At 39.8% G+C, this 18,808-nt stretch carries 7 protein-coding genes, 16 tRNA genes and 1 rRNA gene; 2 read left to right on the top strand and 22 right to left on the bottom strand.

The annotated features are described in order from the left end of the window. Nucleotides 1-144: 144 nt before the first annotated feature. The 3 genes from BLR86_RS15310 to BLR86_RS15300 all read right to left on the bottom strand — a co-directional run bounded on the left by BLR86_RS15310 (nt 145) and on the right by BLR86_RS15300 (nt 12,258). Nucleotides 145-4,614, bottom strand: coding sequence for an Ig-like domain-containing protein (locus BLR86_RS15310; RefSeq protein ID WP_090762968.1), 4,470 nt, complete (start codon nt 4,612-4,614; stop codon nt 145-147). 90 nt (nt 4,615-4,704) lie between these two features. Next, nucleotides 4,705-8,595 (bottom strand): leucine-rich repeat protein, encoded by a 3,891-nt coding sequence (locus BLR86_RS15305; RefSeq protein WP_090762965.1) that lies wholly within the window; start codon nt 8,593-8,595, stop codon nt 4,705-4,707. Between the two features lie 606 nt (nt 8,596-9,201). Next, nucleotides 9,202-12,258, bottom strand: a complete 3,057-nt coding sequence (locus BLR86_RS15300; protein WP_090762963.1) for an efflux RND transporter permease subunit — start codon at nt 12,256-12,258, stop codon at nt 9,202-9,204. A gap of 399 nt (nt 12,259-12,657) precedes the next feature. On the opposite strand from BLR86_RS15300, the gene BLR86_RS15295 reads away from it, so the two are divergent. Then, a complete protein-coding gene (locus BLR86_RS15295) occupies nt 12,658-13,308 on the top strand; it encodes an acetate uptake transporter (RefSeq protein WP_090762960.1) in 651 nt (216 codons plus the stop codon). A gap of 264 nt (nt 13,309-13,572) precedes the next feature. After that, complete coding sequence (locus BLR86_RS15290) at nt 13,573-14,193, top strand: DUF2238 domain-containing protein (protein WP_090762958.1); 621 nt, start codon at nt 13,573-13,575, stop codon at nt 14,191-14,193. 536 nt (nt 14,194-14,729) lie between these two features. On the opposite strand, the gene BLR86_RS15285 is transcribed toward BLR86_RS15290, so the two are convergent. From BLR86_RS15285 to rrf, 19 genes are all read right to left on the bottom strand, one after another. Continuing rightward, nucleotides 14,730-15,911, bottom strand: a complete 1,182-nt coding sequence (locus tag BLR86_RS15285) for an MFS transporter (protein WP_090762955.1) — start codon at nt 15,909-15,911, stop codon at nt 14,730-14,732. Next, entirely contained in the window at nt 15,904-16,269 is a 366-nt protein-coding gene (locus BLR86_RS15280; RefSeq protein ID WP_254782342.1) for a MarR family transcriptional regulator, read from the bottom strand. Before BLR86_RS15280 ends, BLR86_RS15285 begins: the two co-directional genes overlap by 8 nt. 753 nt (nt 16,270-17,022) lie before the next feature. Further along, a tRNA-Leu gene (locus BLR86_RS15275) sits at nt 17,023-17,104 on the bottom strand. Between the two features lie 26 nt (nt 17,105-17,130). Then, nucleotides 17,131-17,216 (bottom strand) — tRNA-Leu (locus BLR86_RS15270). Between the two features lie 34 nt (nt 17,217-17,250). Further along, a tRNA-Cys gene (locus BLR86_RS15265) sits at nt 17,251-17,321 on the bottom strand. 6 nt (nt 17,322-17,327) lie between these two features. Then, nucleotides 17,328-17,402 (bottom strand) — tRNA-Gly (locus tag BLR86_RS15260). Between the two features lie 4 nt (nt 17,403-17,406). Further along, a tRNA-Gln gene (locus BLR86_RS15255) sits at nt 17,407-17,481 on the bottom strand. Nucleotides 17,482-17,512: 31 nt separating this feature from the next. Further along, nucleotides 17,513-17,588: transfer RNA gene (locus BLR86_RS15250), tRNA-His, on the bottom strand. Nucleotides 17,589-17,603: 15 nt separating this feature from the next. Then, nucleotides 17,604-17,677 (bottom strand) — tRNA-Trp (locus tag BLR86_RS15245). A 65-nt stretch (nt 17,678-17,742) separates the two neighbouring features. Beyond that, a tRNA-Tyr gene (locus BLR86_RS15240) sits at nt 17,743-17,827 on the bottom strand. A 24-nt stretch (nt 17,828-17,851) separates the two neighbouring features. Beyond that, nucleotides 17,852-17,927 (bottom strand) — tRNA-Thr (locus tag BLR86_RS15235). Nucleotides 17,928-17,939: 12 nt separating this feature from the next. Beyond that, a tRNA-Phe gene (locus tag BLR86_RS15230) sits at nt 17,940-18,012 on the bottom strand. A 36-nt stretch (nt 18,013-18,048) separates the two neighbouring features. Further along, nucleotides 18,049-18,125: transfer RNA gene (locus BLR86_RS15225), tRNA-Asp, on the bottom strand. Nucleotides 18,126-18,128: 3 nt separating this feature from the next. Next, nucleotides 18,129-18,202 (bottom strand) — tRNA-Met (locus BLR86_RS15220). Nucleotides 18,203-18,316: 114 nt separating this feature from the next. Then, nucleotides 18,317-18,392: transfer RNA gene (locus BLR86_RS15215), tRNA-Val, on the bottom strand. Between the two features lie 18 nt (nt 18,393-18,410). Next, a tRNA-Glu gene (locus BLR86_RS15210) sits at nt 18,411-18,485 on the bottom strand. A gap of 23 nt (nt 18,486-18,508) precedes the next feature. Further along, nucleotides 18,509-18,600, bottom strand: a tRNA-Ser gene (locus BLR86_RS15205). Nucleotides 18,601-18,609: 9 nt separating this feature from the next. Then, nucleotides 18,610-18,684 (bottom strand) — tRNA-Asn (locus BLR86_RS15200). A 17-nt stretch (nt 18,685-18,701) separates the two neighbouring features. Next, a 5S ribosomal RNA gene (rrf, locus tag BLR86_RS15195) occupies nt 18,702-18,808 on the bottom strand; the annotation flags it as partial.

Below are 18,808 nucleotides of genomic sequence, written 5' to 3'. Positions count from 1 at the left end.
GTGTGTAAACGTTTACCTATTCATATTTTAATAGTAGCCTTATTTCATGTCAAGAGCTTTTCAGAAAATATATTTTATTTCGTTAATTTGAGTTTTCATTAGTCACTAAACAATAAAATACTTGTTGATTAGGCCCAATGCCCTTTAAACTCTTAATCTTCTTTTCCAAACAAATAGCAGTATAGTAAATGCAGTTAGAAGCAATGCAATACCGGTAACTACCAGTGTATACATAGATGATGCTGTATTAGGAAGCTTTGCACCTTTGTTGCTTTTTGGGTCATTGTGAACTTGACTTTGGGCTTCACCACCTTGATTCTTCTTGTCGTCCTGGACATGGTTCTTGTCAACAGCCTGGTTATGATCCCCGCCTTGACTAGGGTTCTTGTCATCATCTTGATTCGTATCTCCATTTTGTTCAGGAATGTCTTTACTCTGGCCAGGTGCAGCCTTAACTAATCCCTCTAACGCTGCTTTCAATGTTTCCAGTGCTTCGGTTAATTCTAAATCTGTTTTAATCCTTTCTAATACTGATTCAGCTTTCATAATTGCGGCTTGTAATGCAGCAAAAGTATTTTCAGTATACACTGAATCATCATTAGAAATTGCTTTTGCCTCAGCAATGAGGTTCTTTAATTGACTTAAATCAATAGATGGGAGAGCATTTTCATTGACTGTCACAATACTGGTGTCTAAAAATCCACCTTCAACAGTTTTTATTGTGATTGTTGCGTTCCCCTCTTCAATTGCTGTAACAAGACCAGTATCATCGACAGTAGCAACTCCAGCATTGGAGGAGCTCCACGTAACAGCTTTATTATCAGCATTCGCAGGTAACACTGATGCCGTAAGTTGTTTAGTTTCACCTTTTTTGAGACTCAACTCCTTATCTGATATTTCAACTCCTGATACTTTGAGGTGCTCTTCATTAACGATAGCATCAACATCAATTGCCCAATACTTATTAACGTTGGATGTGCCTGTTCCTGTTCCAGATCTTGCACCAAACATCGATACACGCATTAGTCGAGCTGATATTCCTTCAGGGAATATAAATGTCTCATAATCAGTTATAGAATCTCCACCTGCACCTGGTAAAACTTCCATACCCATTATATGCCCATTACCTAAATTATCTCTTCTCCAGCTATCATCCATAACTTTTGTCCATTTATAGCCATCGTTTGATATTTCAAAATCAAAATAATACGACCGTCTAATTTGTGTGTCCCTAGAATAACCAAGTGATACACTATTAATTGAAGCAGGCTTATCACCAAGGTAAAACTGAACCCATGGCGTACCTGATGAGGACCATGAAGTCTTATAATCGCCGTCAATTAAATGAAAGATTGATGTTTGCCCTCCACTTGAGGCAATTGGAACATTCTTGTCAATAATCCCATAATTAACGATGTAAACAGTATCCAGCTTTCCTGGCATACTTACAGTAAATTTAACTGCTTTATTTCCATCTTTTGAAACAACAACATTTGAATTAACATCTGCGGTATACGTAATTTCAGGAAGGACTGTATAGTCTAAAGCGACAGGTACAGTGTACGAAAGAACATGCTTGTTGAAATTCTCTAATGGTACACCTTCAACTAAAATTCCTTCCAGTGATGCAAACTTTGTTGTAAAATCACTGGATTCATCAATATAAGCAGGAATATCACTTTTTTTAATATTATTTACTGCCTCTAGTCCCAACCTATCCTTTAGCTGTTGAATGTACAAACTTTCTGGTGTCATTTTACTGCCATTGCTATACTCATAAGGATGGAAATTAGGAACATTTCCTGGGTCCACTGCATCCATTACGAAAGGAAGTCTTTCACCTTTTTGCCCGAATAGATAATTAGCTGCAAGCGGATTCTGACTGATGATAAAAGGACCAGTATTATTATAAAGTGTATAATTTGCACCTGACCAACCATGAGCCGTTCCATTGTTCCATCTATTCTGTACATAAACTCGACCGTCAAAATTATCATATAGCCCACCAGTAGACCATCTCAAATGGGGCTCATTTGCGTCAAATTCGTACTCCGCTTTATTATTGTAGAATACATTAGGACCAATAATATTACCCATTACAATAAACCCGTGGCGAGTATATCTGGTATAGTTCCGTTGACTTAACACTAATGTCCCTCCAGCATTTGAAAAACTATACCGTCGCTCTCCTCCCGTACCGCCTACAGGTTCGAGACAGTTCACATCCTGAATAGTAAGCTTGCTAACACCAGTTGAAATGGACACAGCAACATCGATGTGATAGGTGGTTATCCTCCTTGCCCACGCATTTTGTGCATTGCCAAAACGAATCGCAAGTTGTGCATGAAGTTCATCATCAAATGATTTATAATCTACACCAAATGCAGTATTAATTGCTGTAGTTGATTCATTAAACCTCGAGAACACCTGGATGTTCTCAATACCTACATTGTTAATTCTGCCTGTCGGTTCATATTTTGTCACTGTCGAAACACCATATCTCATATCAAGTGCATCTGCCAAAGGCTCTAGAAGAATGATCTCATTGATATCATGATTGATAGACTTGATTGTACGCTCTTCACCTTTATTAACATATGCACTATCGACAACTCCATTTTCTGCCCACTGATTAGCTGAGGGTACCCCTGGCGCATCAGTAATAACATCCATTTTAAGGTCTTGAGCCCAGGCTGCATTAATAGCTCTACGAATATTGACCGTGTCCCCGACGCTAAGACCAGACACTGATGCAAGTTTTATTGTATTTCCTCCAGCTGGAACGTATTGATCAACAATATCGATAGGGTTACCGCTTTTTGATTCTGCTGAACCAGAAAAATTGAAGATAGCTGTGTTTTTATCATAGGAACTAGCAACCCAAGTTGCAACAACCTTCGTAACGTTTGGTTTAGCTTCCTCGGATTGTTTATAATTCTTCCAATTAGTTGGACTTAATGGTATCTGATGATCATCTATATTTTCGTGGTCATCTCCTTCTCCCTTTATTACAATTCCACTTTCAGAAATTCTAATTGAACTACTCACCCTGAAAGTACCCGCTTTTAATAATAATGCACCTCTAAAACCATTGGAATCTGGCACATTACGTCCTATCATATTGACTGCGTTTTGAATACGCTCGGTATCGTCCGATGTATAGTCTTCGGAAGGCTCAAGGATAACTTTTACAGGAACATTCGGAATTTCGATTCCACCACCTTGATAACCTACATTGGAATAATCCATAACAGTGTTGCCGAGATAATCAGGAACATAGACCAATCTATCTTCATGTAAATATAATGCTGGGTAGGGATTGGTATAGTTGTATTTAGAAGTGTCTTCGTCTACAGCAGTGAAATAGACTTTATCATAAATCTTTTTTCTTCCTTCAATTTCCCATTCAAAAACATATGTTCCAAGGACAGATGCTCCTACATCAGGCGCTACAACAATTGTCGAACTACTTTCAACGGTTTGTTTTGCAATTGTATAAATCGTATGCCCATTTGGGTCCTTTAATTCTCCTGATACGTTTATATCTTCTTTAGCAGTTATATGAATTTTAGGAACCGCAGTATCTTTTCTTACAATGGCTGGTCTCCCTACCGTTAAACTCATTCCTTCATAATTAGGAACAATTTTGGCTAACTCTTCTGTTGGGTAGACAGGTTGATTTGGTTCTCCCTCACCAGACTCTTTTTGAAACACAAAGAAGTTATAAATTTCAATCCAACTGCTTGCAAGCTCTCCTGTTAACATCACGTATCGAGCTGAAATTGGTGTCTCAAGATTGCTCATAAATACCTTGTTACCATTTGCATTCGGTAATTCTCTCACATCTTGCTCATATGCAAGGTCCCAACCAGCCGGTTTACTGTAGTTTAAAATACCATCTGCTCCCGAAACGGTGGCGTTTGAGAGGGCAGCCCATTTTTCAGGATCATTTGTGTATTCAACACGGTATTTCGAATCTTTTAGTCTCGTTGTCAAATTACTAACTGTTGTCCCCCATGCAACGCTAAACTGATCAATGGTTTGAATTTCGCCTAAGTCAACGGCAAGCCAAAATGTATCTTTACCAGCATTAATACTAGTTTGCTTGCTTTGAGACTGGTCCACTTGGTATCCACTGCCAGCGTTGCCGGTTGATTCACCGTTAAAAGCGTTTAAAGGCTTAGTATCTCCTCTTATTGAGCTTATTTTGATGTTTCGTTCATCAGGATTCAACGCTAAGTTCTTCAACGTAAAATAATTTACTTGAATAGTATACTCTTTCTTTAAACTCCCCTTTATGAGCACAAACTTGTCACCCGTTAAAAGCTCGTCTGTTTCTTTTTTAGGAGTACCATTTATGTCTAATACCCTTAAGACGCTATCAATACCATTGGAAATTTGCTGATTTAGCTTTTCAAGATTTGTATTTTTAATTACAATGATAGAATGCGAAACTTCATCAACATTTACAATATTCGGATGGTCCACCTTTAGTGAAATTGTTATATCTTCTTCAGCTGCATCAATCTTTGTACTTAAAGTGAATTCCAATGATGTCACTATTAAGAGAATAACTATTATAAGGCTAAGTCCTTTACGTAATCGAATATACATGCTTTCACTCCTTGATTAATTTATAAAAAGTGGGTTATCCTCCGAGTCTTTATTTTGCTCCTCGTGGATAACCCTGATTTTTAATTTTATTTAGCCTTTAATTCTTCTTCTTTTTACAACAAACATTGATCCAGCACCAGCAAGAAGCAACGCCATACCTATCAATAACATTGAATACATAGATGTTGCTGTATTCGGAAGCTTTGCACCATTTTTACCGATTTGATCATTGCTGTTTTTACCTTGATTTTGCTTTACATCATTACCAGTTCCTTTACCGTCTTGATTCTGATTTTCGTTGTTACCAGGACTTTTTCCACCGCCATTTTCACCCAATCCAGGCGCAAGCTTTTCTAATCCATCAAGCGCGACTTTCAAGGTTTTTAATGCCTCTGTTAATTCCTGTTCTGTATTTATGCTAGTTAATGCCGATACAGCTACTTCGATCGCAGCTTGTAACTTGGCGAAGGAACCATCTGTATAGACTAAATTATCATTTGTAATTGCTTTTGCCTCAGTAATGAGTGTCTCCAAAGGAGTTACGTCAATAGAAGGCGTTTTAGCAAGTGCTTCTCGAGTAATTTCAATTGTATATGTTTTTTCCAAAGCATCCGCCCCTGTAACAACGATTGATATCGTATTGATTCCAACGTTAAGAGCAATTGCTCCACTAGGTTTTCCGCTTTCTACACTTTCGCCATTAACTCTTACTACTGCCTGTGATTCTGCCTTTTTCGCTGTAACAGTTACATTTGTAACATTATTTTCAACAGTTTGTGTATAGCTCGTTTTTCCTGAATGAAAATCTTCATTTAAACCACCAGTTGATAAATGAATCCCACTTAAATCTGAATAAATATCAGTTCGTTTAGTTCTTTCCATTGCTGCTTTCATCTTAGTAAGAAATGCTAACGTTTCTTCATAAGGCGGTTCAGCTAGATCCCCTGGATAACCATCATCTCCAGGATTCCATAATAATTCAACAGGGACATATTCACCATTACGCCCATAAGAGCTGCTTCTCATATCCCTAAAAATTCTCTCTAAATCCATTAACTCTGTTGTTTCTGCCCCTCCTGGTTTTTTCTTTACTTGAAAGTTGTTTGAATACGGAAGAATTAAGGCAATATCCGTATACCAATCATAGCCTCGCGCGTCAAGGCTCATAAAATCTCGGTAATACCCTGTATCGTTTACAATACCAACGTTACCTCGATCAACCCATTCTAGTAGCTGAAGCACCTGGTTAGCCGTTGCTAGCATATCGCCATGATTTTGAACACCAATTTCAACACTCGGATAATTCTCTTGCGCAAAGTCTGCTATTTCTTGAATGGCAGGCGTCATTCGATCTTTCGTTATAGCTTCCCAGCCTGAACGTAAAATATCAGCAGGAGGTGGTCCGGCAAATACCCGGATAACAGGTGCCCCCATTTCAGCTGCAACTTGAATATAAAACTTTGTTCTCTCAATATCTAGCTCACGTCTTTTTTGATTCGGGTCTGCAAAGTTATTTTGAATTCCAGTACCACTTATGGCAATGCCTAAGTCATTGCTATATTCTTTAATACGCTTAGCAAACGCAAGAATTTCCTTCTGTTGTTCTTCTGTTGGCATGGCTGTATTACTATAGCCAGGAATATAATAAGCTGTAATATCTACTGCATCAAACCCATTTTCATGTGCCCACTTGATTGCCTCAAAAGTATCCATTGGTTCTGGTGAAGTACGTCCCTGAACCCATGAGTTTAAGTTCATATTAAATGTATACAAATTCAGACTTGTTTTATAATCACCGTTAAAATAAGGCAAAGTATGATCCTTACGAAGATGGTTATAGTTTGCATCATTGTATGCATCTGCTCGCTCTACTGCTGGTAACACATCGCCATTTTCCGCGATGAAGTCAAATGCACTCCAATCAATCATTTCGCTATTTTCAACTTTGACATATTCATCGAATGCAGATCTGTCAGGTACGTGAATTGTCATCCGGGTTACAAAGTTAAACCATAAGCCTTGTTTACCTTCAGGAACCGAAAGTGTCGGTGGTTGTGATCCTAGGTACAAATGTTCTAAATTAACACAGTAATAGAAAGCTCTCTGTTCTATAACCTCTACTTTTGGAAATCTCGCAATTTTAAGCTTGCTATCACTAGAACCCTTTACTTGTGCAAACGCTTGTGATCTGATTATTTTGACATCTGGAAAGTCAACTTCTTCTAAGCTTTCAAATAAATTGAAAGCCATTACGCCGATTTCCTTTACATTCTCCACTTTAATTTTTTTTAAGTGTCGGTTGCCCTCAAAGGCATTTTTAGGAATGACATCATTTTCGAAGTTAGCCTCATTAATGATATAAAGCTCTTCAAGCTTTTTAAGCTTGGTAGCTATAAAGCTACTATCAGCAGAAGATAAAATGCCTGCTTTAATAGTCAGTACTCGGATATCGTTAAAGTTACCGCTAAAATTAGGAGAATTGTTTATTGCATCTTCTAGTTTTTTTGTAGTAAAATTAGCAATTTCAATTTCCAGAGTGGCTGGAGGCCCTTCATCTGCTCCCTTCGCAGCATCATCACCGTTAGTCATGATTTTGCAACCGCTACAAATAGTACTCCAATCCTCGTCTCCTTTAAAGATTTCTACCGCAACCGTAGGAACGAAAATAGTTAGTTTACTAGTATTAACATCTTTAAACCATTCAGTCGGCTCACCAGGAAACTCTTCAAACTTTACTGGTAAATATGTTTTATTAAAAGTAATAGATGTTAGGTTTGTATTCCCCTTGAAAGACTTCGGGCTAATCATACGTGTATCAAGAAACTCGGCGGTTTCAAGTGAAATACATCCTTCAAACGCAGAAGAACCAATGCTAGAGGTAGCAATTCCTATTTTTACTTCCCTTAGTTTTTCTAACCCTTTAAAGGCATTATTAGGTATTTTATTCCCAGTCCATGTTAAGAGGAGAGGATCCTCCGGCTTTTCTATCGTGAAAGATGTAAGATTAATATAGTTACTAAGAAGTTTACCTTGATGGTTAAAATCTGCAGTTGCAAGTGTTTTCTTTGCTTTTCCTGCTTTTATTACAATCTTCTTTAACTTTGCAGCTTGTTCCGGAATTGTGCTATCATAACCAGCTTCCCGCAATATATCAACAAGCCTATCTGTTTTATCAAATGTGATGACAGCTACCCCATCTCCATCTGCTTCAGGCACGCTCTCTTCGACATCTGTTTTAGGAGGATTAACCTCATCTTCTTCTGATGAAACAGCCACAGCCTGGATTCTATCCCCCACACTCCCCCATAAAACGTCACTCTTATAGGCTTCAACTTTAGTAGCCGGTACATAGTATGTTACATTAGTTGGGAACAAGCTAGGCCCAGCTTGTGGTGGTGTTTCACCTAATGTAATAGATTCAAGATTCGAAATATCCTCAAAAGCGTTTATATTTTCGACTTTTATCACACTCGGTATGACTAAAGTTGTTAAAGTTGCTACATCCTTGAATGTATTTTCTCCAATTGTTGTAACATTTTTAAGTGTAACCGATTTCAATTTGGAATTTGCAGAACTAAATAAGTTTGCAGGTGTAATTTCCTGTGAATTACGATTAGAGGTCTTTTGTGTTGTAGTACTTCCTATTAATTGAATATCTTCAAGATTCGTTAACCGGTCAATTATTCCTGTTACGTCATTACCATCCGCTGCTTTTCCAACGCCAATTACCCCTGCTGTCACTATTAAAGCCTTGATATCTGCATAATTCTTTCCATCTGGTAGTACTGCATCAATTTGGTCCCTTAACTTTCCAGCGACAAATTCACTATTTATCGTCAACGTACCTGTTTCTGCATCAAATGTACCATTAGCACCAGCAGCCTGTATGTTTACACCCAATGTAAATTGAAACGATGTAAAAATCAAAAGAAATACTAAAGAAAGAATTAGTACTTTTCGGGCTTTATATCCCTTATACATGAACGTGCACCTCCGTTTTTATATGTGCTTCCCTTACAATGACTATTTTTTATTTTCCAAGAAGAATTTACTGAAATATCCCATTTAACACCTCCTTATTAGTAAGTAAACGTTTACCTAAAAGTCATACTAATTGACTAAAAATCCTTTTTTGAAAGGGATGGCATAATTGAATATTTTTCTTTTTTAAATCCCGTCCAATAATATTAAGTAATGTAAAATAAAACAGAAAATTATGTAAACGTTTACTTATAAATATTTTAAATTTTCTGTCAGTGTAAGTCAAGTTGTTTTTACAAACAGTGTTTTTATATATATTTTTTTGTTTAAAGTTTTTTGAAGCTAATGTTAACAAAATGACAAAATTGTGTTTCAAATCACATCTCGAATGCGTGCCTGTCAACTGACATCCAAGTGCCTGGCACGCCCGAAATTTAGTAGATTTTGTCGAAGGGTATGACTCTAGACGAAATTTTATAAAGGCTATTAATCTCCTAAACTATTTATCAAGAACGCAAAGGATCAGTCCAAATAAGACTGATCCTAAAGTATACAAAAAGCGAACCCCCCATTCCGAAGGAGGTTCGCCACCCTTGCTACCTGGTGTTACCGTTCGTTTTGAAACGCGAGAACCGTTCCAGAGTGTAGTTCTGTTCCAATGTCTACCTTCTGTTTGAAAAGTTTACATTTTACGGATTTCATAATATGGTAGGTAGTCGGGACAATCACCAATGTTAAAAGTGTGGATGTCAGCAAGCCCGATATGACGACAATGGCGAGCGATTGGGAGATGAGTCCTCCTTCGTTTGACAACGCCAGTGGCAGCAATGCGCCGATGGTGGCGAGGGCCGTCATGAGAATGGGACGAAGCCGTGTTTTCCCAGCGTCAAGCAAGGCGGCTCTAAGCTCCATGCCCTTCTTCTCATTTTGCTTCACCCGATCCATCAACACAATCGCATTCGTGACCACGATTCCAATTAACATCAAGAACCCTACTAATGCCGGCATTCCTAATGCCTGATCCGTCAAATACAATCCGAGCAATCCGCCGGAAAATAAGAATGGTAACGAAGTTAGGATGGCAACCGGCATTAACATATTCCCAAACGCGACCAGCATCACGATAAACACAAGTACAACGGCTACCGCCATGGCAATCAACATATTTGTAAAACCTTCATTCATCGCCTGCGCCTGGCCTTCTGAATGATAGGTGATCCCCTCTGGCAAATCCAACTCTGCCATGCGTTTATCTACCTCTGACTGCACACCGGAAGTATTATCGGTGGTGATGCGTCCGCTAATTTGTACATATTCCTGTTGATTTAAACGATACAAAGCGGATGGGCTTGGTGCCTTTTCAAGTGTCGCCACGTCGGAGAGCGCGACCTGCTGTCCCATTGGACCCGTCATGCTTTGGCTCATAATGGCATCAATGGAGTCCAGTGCATCCCCCGCCAATGATAAATGAATGTTTGTAGTTTTCCCATCCACCTGCATGTTAGCGACGGTATCGCCGGCAATTAGCTGTCTCACATAACCCGCGACCATGATTGGGTTTAATCCTTTTTCGGCAGCCTTCTCATCATTGATTTCCAGCTGCAGCTGTTCTTTTACGCCAGACAGATTGGATTCGACATTCTCCAGCCCCTCAATATTTTGAAGTTTTTTGGTAATCATTTTTCCGGCCGTCTCTAAATCCTTGGCATTCCCGCCTTCGACCATCAACGCTAAACCACTTGTTCCAACAATACCGACAGGACTAAGGGCGACCCGCATTTGATTGTTGAGTTTTTCTACTTCGGTGCGAACCCGTTTTTCAAAATCAGTTGTTTGTGCTTTTGTGGTGTCATCCTTTAAATCAATGGCGAACCGAATATACTCACCGTTCACAATGGTTTGTGTATGTTTGACCTGCTTTTCTTGTTGTAAAATTTCTTCTATCTTAACAGCGGTACGATTTGCTTTTTCCAATGATGTTCCAGCCGGCAAATCACCAGTTAATCGGTAGGAAACGGCCTTTTCCTGCGGCAGGAAGTTCTTCGGAATTAGCGGCACCAGGACAAGCGAGCCGGCAAACAGGACCACAGCCATAACGATTGTCACTGTGCGCTTATTCAAAACCCAAGCCAGCGTCCGCTGATAGGCCTTTTCTAAAATGGATTCCTTTTCTTCTTTATGTTTAATCTTTAGTAAAAATAATTTTGCCAATAGCGGCACGACTGTTAACGAAACAATCAGCGAGAACGCGAGTGCCACGATGACGGTAATCCCAAACGGGGCAAAGAAACGGCCGATGATGCCTGGTACAAAAGAAAGCGGTCCGAACACGGCAATCGTCGTCAAGGTCGATGATGTAATCGCTCCACCCACTTCTTTAGCGGCCGTCAGCACCAATTTTTCATTGCGTTGCGGACTTGTTAAGGTACGGCGGTAGACATTTTCAATAACCACAATCGAGTCATCGATCACGCGCCCGACGGCAACAGCGATTCCTGCCAGTGTCATCATGTTCAAGCTGTAGCCAAAATATTTTAAAGTAATCATCGATGCCAAGATCGATAATGGGATGGAAAGTACGGCGACAATAGTTGCTCTGATATTCCGCAGGAACAAGAACGTGACAATCACGGCAAACAGCGTCCCAAGCAAGACTTCGCGTAACATCCCATCGACTGAGGTCTTTACTTCTTTTGACGTATCATACAATTTTGTTAATGTATATTCAGTTGGCAAATCCAGTGCATCAATTTTTTTCTTTGCCTGCGAGACAACTTCAACAGTATTGGAGCCTGGCTGTGCTTTCATTTCCACGAGGACGGCAGGCTTTTCGTTCAGACGTGTGACCACCATTTCCTTCTTGTTTGTATAGGAAACGTCGGCCACATCGGCCAGGGTCAAGTTATGAACCCCTACAGGTCCTTGTGCTAAAAGTTGAACCGCCTTTACATCCTCAACAGAATCCAGCTTGAAATTGGCCTGCACATTGAAGGTCTTATCTTCAACATTTACCTGCCCTGCTGGGAAGGAAAAGTTGTGGGCTTGCAGCGTTTGCTTGACGTTCTCGTAGGTAACTCCACGCTGCTTCATTTTTTCCGGATCAAGCTTAATAGCCAATTCCTTTTCGGTTTCACCAGAAATGTCGATCCTTCCAGCTCCATCAATTCCAGTTAATGCCGGCTTGATTCGCTCATTGATAAATTGTGTCAGATCGGATTGATTGGCAGTTTCGGACGAAAGCGCAAAGGTAAAGACCGGCATCGCTGATGGACCGTCCTTGATGATTTCTGGCTTTTCTGTACCTTCAGGGAGGTTGATGGTGGCGACGGCAGTCGTGACATCCTTCTCCGCTTCATCCATGTCCTTGCTCATCTCAAACTCTAGAATTCCCACAACCACATTGCTGTGGGCTTCGATATATAAGTTATCCAGCTTTTTGATACCCGACAACGTTTCCTCCATTGGCTTTCCTATATCCTCCAAGCCTTGTTCCGGAGTGGCGCCGATGTATGGAACCTGAACGACGATAAATGGAATGTCAACATTCGGCATCGATTCCATCTTCATCGTTTTGACTGAATAAATCCCCCCTGCAATCACCATGAGCATGGCGATAAAAATAACCCCCGCATTCTTTAACGAAAACTTAATCCAAGATTGCATAACTCCACTTCCCCTTTGAAATAAATTAATTGGATTTATTTACCTTTTTTATTATAGTTTTTCCATTCACCCTTCAGCCTCGGGCAACTGCCGTAATTTCCTCTAAGACCTCCGACCTATAAAAGTTTTCCATGCAAGATTTAGTTTATATCTCGCCAATAACAATAAATAGTGATAAAGGTCATCCGTTTTGGCTATAAAAAGTCATATTCATGACGTGAAAAGTCACATTGGTACAACAAAAAAGTGCCAGGCACCTTCCAATTTTATGGATGGTGCCTGGCACTTTTTTTATTACTATAAACTTCTAATCGAGAATAATAGGTCTTATTATAGACAAAACAGAAGATTTTCTGTATCTTTAGGAAGGCAAATGATTAAGGAGGAATTAGGCATCATATGAATAAACAAAATCATACTTCAGTAAAAATCATGACAGCTGATCCATCTGCACTTGGGCTGTTTGGTTTAGCAATGGTTACACTTGTAGCATCATCACAAAAATTAGGACTGACAGAAGGCACTGCTTTAATCCTGCCATGGGCTTTCTTTTTAGGTGGGATTGCACAATTAATAGCAAGTTTCCTAGATTCTAAACATAATAATGTATTTGGAACAACGGCATTTGGAGCATTTGGATTATTTTGGTTCGGTGTCGGAACAACATGGTTGATTCAAATAGGTGCTTTAGGTGAATCGGTCCTTGCCAATGCGGATTCTAAACAGCTAGGTGTCGCATTCGTCGGTTACTTAATCTTTAGCTTATTTATGACGGTCGGTGCAATGGAGACCCATAAAGTACTGTTTTTTATTTTCGTGCTAATTGATTTCTTATTTATCGGATTGTCCCTAAGTTCATTTGATATTATGTATGAATTTTCTCATATGCTTGCAGCAATCTCTGAATTGCTTATTGCCTTACTATCATTTTATGGTTCTGCTGCAGCTGTTTTAAACACACATTTTGGGCAAGTTGTTTTACCAGTAGGTAAACCATTTGGCATATTTAAAAAGCAGAATGATATAGAGAAAAGAAGAGCAATTGCTTAAAGGATAAAATGTAAGAAATAAAAAGAATCGACTGTGTTCTCTGAAAAACGTCTCAAAATCGGTTCTTAAAAAAGCAACTTATCCGAGAGATAAGTTGCTTTTTTTTCAATGGGCAGTATCTCAGAGTGTTGACTCAGTCGACACTCTTTTTTTTATTATCACCTTTTGTCCTTTTTTGGAACCTGGCACTTTATACCTCTATCTATATTTTTAAAATTTTTGCAAATACTAAATTCATCTTGTTTTTACGATGGAGTGATTTGAGTGTCACGTAAAAAAGGAAGTTCGATCCGTTATTTCTTGTTATTTGTTGTTTTGCTTGTTCTTATTTGGTCCCTAATTAAACCTGTGGAAGGTTATAGGGTCTTGTTGGTGGAGGTTTTACCTTCAGTATTAGTTTTAATATTCTTGATATCAAGATACAATCAGTTTCGGCTTACCACTGTTTCCTATGTCATTATTACTCTTCTTGTCATTTTGACGTTTATAGGAGGGCATTATTCTTACTCCAAAGTTCCTCTCTTTACATGGATCAAAGATTATTTTGATTTACAAAGAAACCACTATGATCGGTTCGGTCATTTTCTTAAGGGGCTAATGGTCATAGTGATTATTGAGATATTATTAAGGAAAACCGTTTTATTAAAAAGTAAAACTACAAATTTCATTGCTCTATGTATAACACTTGCAATAGGGGCACTCTATGAAATCATAGAGTGGTTAAGTACAAAAATTGGGAAAGAAGGAAAAGCCACTAAAGATTTTTTAGGCATGCAAGGAGACATATGGGACGCCCAGAAGGATATGGCACTTTTACTAGTGGGTTCCATTCTTTCGCTTTTTTTCATAAAGCTCCTTTATAAAGGATTAGAAAAATCAAGATAACTGGTTTGTTAACGGGATTACGTTAGAGGTGCAAAACTGTAAATAGCGGGTCAAATCACCTTAAGATTTGTCCTTCATAGCTTGGATGAAAGACATTCTTCCTGTTTCCCAACCGGCTTTTGTCCTTTATTACCTGGATGAAGGACATTTCCCCCGTCGCACAACCGAGGTTTGTCCTTCATAACCTGGATGAAGGACATTGTTCCCGTTGTACAACCTAGGTTTGTCCTTCATAGCCTGGATGAAGGACATTGTTCCCGTTGCACAACCGAGGTTTGTCCTTCATAACCCGGATGAAGGACATTGTTCCCGTTGCATAACCGAGGTTTGTCCTTCATAACCCGGATGAAGGACATTGTTCCCGTTGCACAACCGAGGTTTGTCCTTCATAGCCCGGATATCAGTGGTGATTCCTTCAAATAGCTAATAAAACTCATCTTTTAACAATAGATCCATGGAAACCCATTATTTTCCATCAAATATTGAAGGGATATCTCTTTACATGAGATGTCCCTTCATATTGTTTATGATTGAGCTTAAGCATTGATACTCGCTCTCTCTTTCTTTCCGTGCAGTAAAAAGTAAAGACCAGAAGACAGCAATACTACAACTCCTAGGCTTACATATAGCGTACTATAGCTCGAAAATGGGAGCAAGAATCCAAGCAAATAAGGACCGAATCCAAGCCCTGCGTCAAGAAATATAAAGAAAGTCGACGTTGCCAGCCCCATACGATGAGGTGGAGTCAGCTTCACAGCGATTGCCTGAGTGCATGACTGCATATTCCCAAATCCGAGTCCAATAAGTATACCCGCTAATAACAAAGTGACGCTGCTGTGGGCTGAACCTAAAAGAAGCATTCCAGCAGCAAAGAGAACAAAGGCCGGATACATCACATAGTTTGCCCCCTTCACGTCCATTAAACGACCTGTGAATGGACGTGAAATCAATACTGCTATTGAATACACAAGAAAGAAGAAACTAGCGGCACTAACCAGGTCAATTTCAATTGCATAGAAATTAATAAAAGAAAGAACACTGGAGTAACAGAAACCGATAATTAACGTTATCAATGCAATCGGAACTGCCTTTGGCTCAATAAAATGAGAGAGTTTGACTCCTTTTAATTCAGTTGTCTTTGTTGATCCTTCCACTGCCGGCACATACACAAAGAATGCTGTAATCAAACTGAAGATTCCTAAAGCCAGGCAGAGACTAAAAATTAATTGAGTGCTAGTATGTTGGCTCATATATAGTCCAATGAACGGTCCGATTGCTGTGGCCAATGTCGAACTCATACTGTAATAACCGATACCTTCCCCTTTTCGTCTTTTCGGGATAATCTGAGCCACAATCGTACCTGTTGCTGTACTTGCGATACCCAGCGTAATTCCATGCAATAGCCGGGTAATAAGCAGAAAAGTGATTCCCAAATGGATAAAATATAAAGATGTTGTTATTATATAAAGAATTAATCCAATGAACAGCGTTCTTTTACGACCAATTGAATCGATACTGCGGCCAATAAACAGGCGCCCAATTAATGTACCCACAATAAAAATTCCGGTAACAAGTCCGGCCTGGCTTGTAGAAGCATGATATTCATCTACCGCAAAAACACCAATAATCACGATTAACAAATAAAAGACTAACGTTAACAAAAAATTGACAGTGGATACAATGATAAAATCCTTTGTCCATAAGTTAGGTTTACTCACTTTTGCTTCCCTCGCCTTTCATAATATTTACCTGTATTTTAGGAAGAGTTTGAAACGTAATCAATTGCTCTTCATTAGCGATCCCTTCCATCACACTATTTTCTAATTCCGTTATTTTTTTTCTACATGCTTGGTAAATCTCTTCTCCTAATTCTGTTAACTGAATGACTTTTTCTCGCCTATCCATACCAGGAATTTGCTTCACCATTTGTAGATCCTCCAAACGATGAACCCTCCTTGTAATGGTTGGTTTTTCTACATTATATTGAATTGCAATCTCTACAAGTGTCGAAGGTCCATTGGTTTTTATATAAAAAATAACTTGCCATAAAGAATAAGAAAGCTCATAAGTGCTCATGAGTTCATTCAATCTGGTTATAAGTGGTCTATACAGACTTAAATAACGCTGAAAAAAACCTTCCAGTTCTTTCTCCTCCTCCCACACATTATAGTTACCTTGGATAACTATTACCGAAGATAACTATAAGTTTTTTTGAAAAAGATGTCAAGGGGAACTCCCTTAACTAAGCCTTGATTGAACCACTTTAAGATTCCCATTTATTAGTAATATCATTCTTTTTCCAGAATATGATTCGACAACAATAGAACTATATTTGTCTGTAACAACGAAAAGTCTTAATAAATTGTCGACAAGTAGCACTTTCCATATTTTTGGATGGTGCACAGGCACTCTAGTTTGGTCTGTTATAACTAAATGTTGATTTCACTGCGTTTAAAAAATAAACGGAAAGATTCCGCTTAAATTGAAAAACATCCATATTTTCTTAAAAACAAAGGAAGTTTTTCCGTTTATATGATCCAAATCCTTGGATTTTGCCTAATTTAAAGCAGTTAATCGGAATATCTCCGCTTATATCTGCTTCTTTAACTTCCTCTATATACATTAGCCGGAAATTCTCCGCCTATAAATTCTCATACCTACACGAAAATCAACAATGAATAATTACAGAGCCTTTAGTTAAATACCTTTGTGCAAAATCCTACCTTTTCCAGCTATTTTCCGGCAAAAAAAAAACACTCACAAATGTTGAATTAACAACATTTGTGAGTGTTTTTTCGTTTCTAAAACGAACTTAATTTGATCTAATGATACCGGTGGTCGGGGTCGAACCGACACTCCTTGCGGAACACGATTTTGAGTCGTGCGCGTCTGCCAATTCCGCCACACCGGCATAATAAAATTTTGTAATTGTTCTAATGCCGAGGACCGGAATCGAACCGGTACGGTAGTCACCTACCGCAGGATTTTAAGTCCTGTGCGTCTGCCAGTTCCGCCACCCCGGCGTAATCAAAGCAATAAATGAATTCAAAAGTTTGAAGGCGGCAACCGGATTCGAACCGGTGGTAAAGGTTTTGCAGACCTCTGCCTTACCACTTGGCTATGCCGCCATATTATGGAGCGGAAGACGGGATTCGAACCCGCGACCCCCACCTTGGCAAGGTGGTGTTCTACCACTGAACTACTTCCGCAAATTGGCTGGGCTAGCTGGATTTGAACCAACGCATGTCGCAGTCAAAGTGCGATGCCTTACCGCTTGGCTATAGCCCAATGATATATTGATATTTTTGAATTGAATTCATGGGGCGACTGATGGGAATCGAACCCACGAATGCCTGAACCACAATCAGGTGCGTTAACCACTTCGCCACAATCGCCATAAATAAGTTAATTGGCAGGGGTAGTAGGAATTGAACCCACACCAAAGGTTTTGGAGACCTTCGTTCTACCTTTAAACTATACCCCTTTAAAGAAAAGTTATTTTCGCTATCGCGAAAAAACTATGGTTATTTTTACTACGAAAAAATAACTTGGTGGAGGGGGACGGATTCGAACCGCCGAACCCGGAGGGAGCGGATTTACAGTCCGCCGCGTTTAGCCACTTCGCTACCCCTCCACATAATATTAAATTCTAACCGAATGGTGCCGGCGAGAGGACTTGAACCCCCAACCTACTGATTACAAGTCAGTTGCTCTACCAATTGAGCTACCCCGGCATGATAAAAAGGTGGCTCAGGACGGAATCGAACCGCCGACACAAGGATTTTCAGTCCTTTGCTCTACCGACTGAGCTACTGAGCCACATTTTGAAACTTACTTAGCCACTTTTTTAAAAAATGGCGGTCTGGACGGGACTCGAACCCGCGACCTCCTGCGTGACAGGCAGGCATTCTAACCAACTGAACTACCAGACCAAATTGCGGGGACAGGATTTGAACCTGCGACCTTCGGGTTATGAGCCCGACGAGCTACCGGACTGCTCCACCCCGCGACAATAAAAATGATTAAATTTAATTCCTGCCCATAGTTTGTATGGACTGTATCAATCTCTGTAAGCTTAATCTAGCAGCTGTTTGATTGATACAACTCGCGACAATAATATTTATGGTGGAGGATGACGGGATCGAACCGCCGACCCTCTGCTTGTAAGGCAGATGCTCTCCCAGCTGAGCTAATCCTCCATATTTATAGAAAGTTAATGGTGACCCCTACGGGATTCGAACCCGTGTTACCTCCGTGAAAGGGAGGTGTCTTAACCACTTGACCAAGGGGCCGTAAAAAATAGATCATGTTTTTATGGCGGAGAGCAAGGGATTTGAACCCTTGAGACAGGGTTACCCGCCTACACGATTTCCAATCGTGCTCCTTCGGCCACTCGGACAGCTCTCCATAAAAGAATGGCTCCGCAGGTAGGACTCGAACCTACGACCGATCGGTTAACAGCCGATAGCTCTACCACTGAGCTACTGCGGAATAGTAATAAAAGTGCAGCCTGGCAACGTCCTACTCTCACAGGAACAAAGTTCCAACTACCATCGGCGCAAAGAAGCTTAACTTCCGTGTTCGGTATGGGAACGGGTGTGACCTTCTTGCCATT

It is taken from the genome of Bacillus sp. OK048, from assembly GCF_900103525.1.
Lineage (GTDB): Bacteria > Bacillota > Bacilli > Bacillales > Cytobacillaceae > Neobacillus.
Note: the sequence above shows the minus strand (reverse complement) of the source record. Positions and strands in the feature narration are given on the sequence as shown.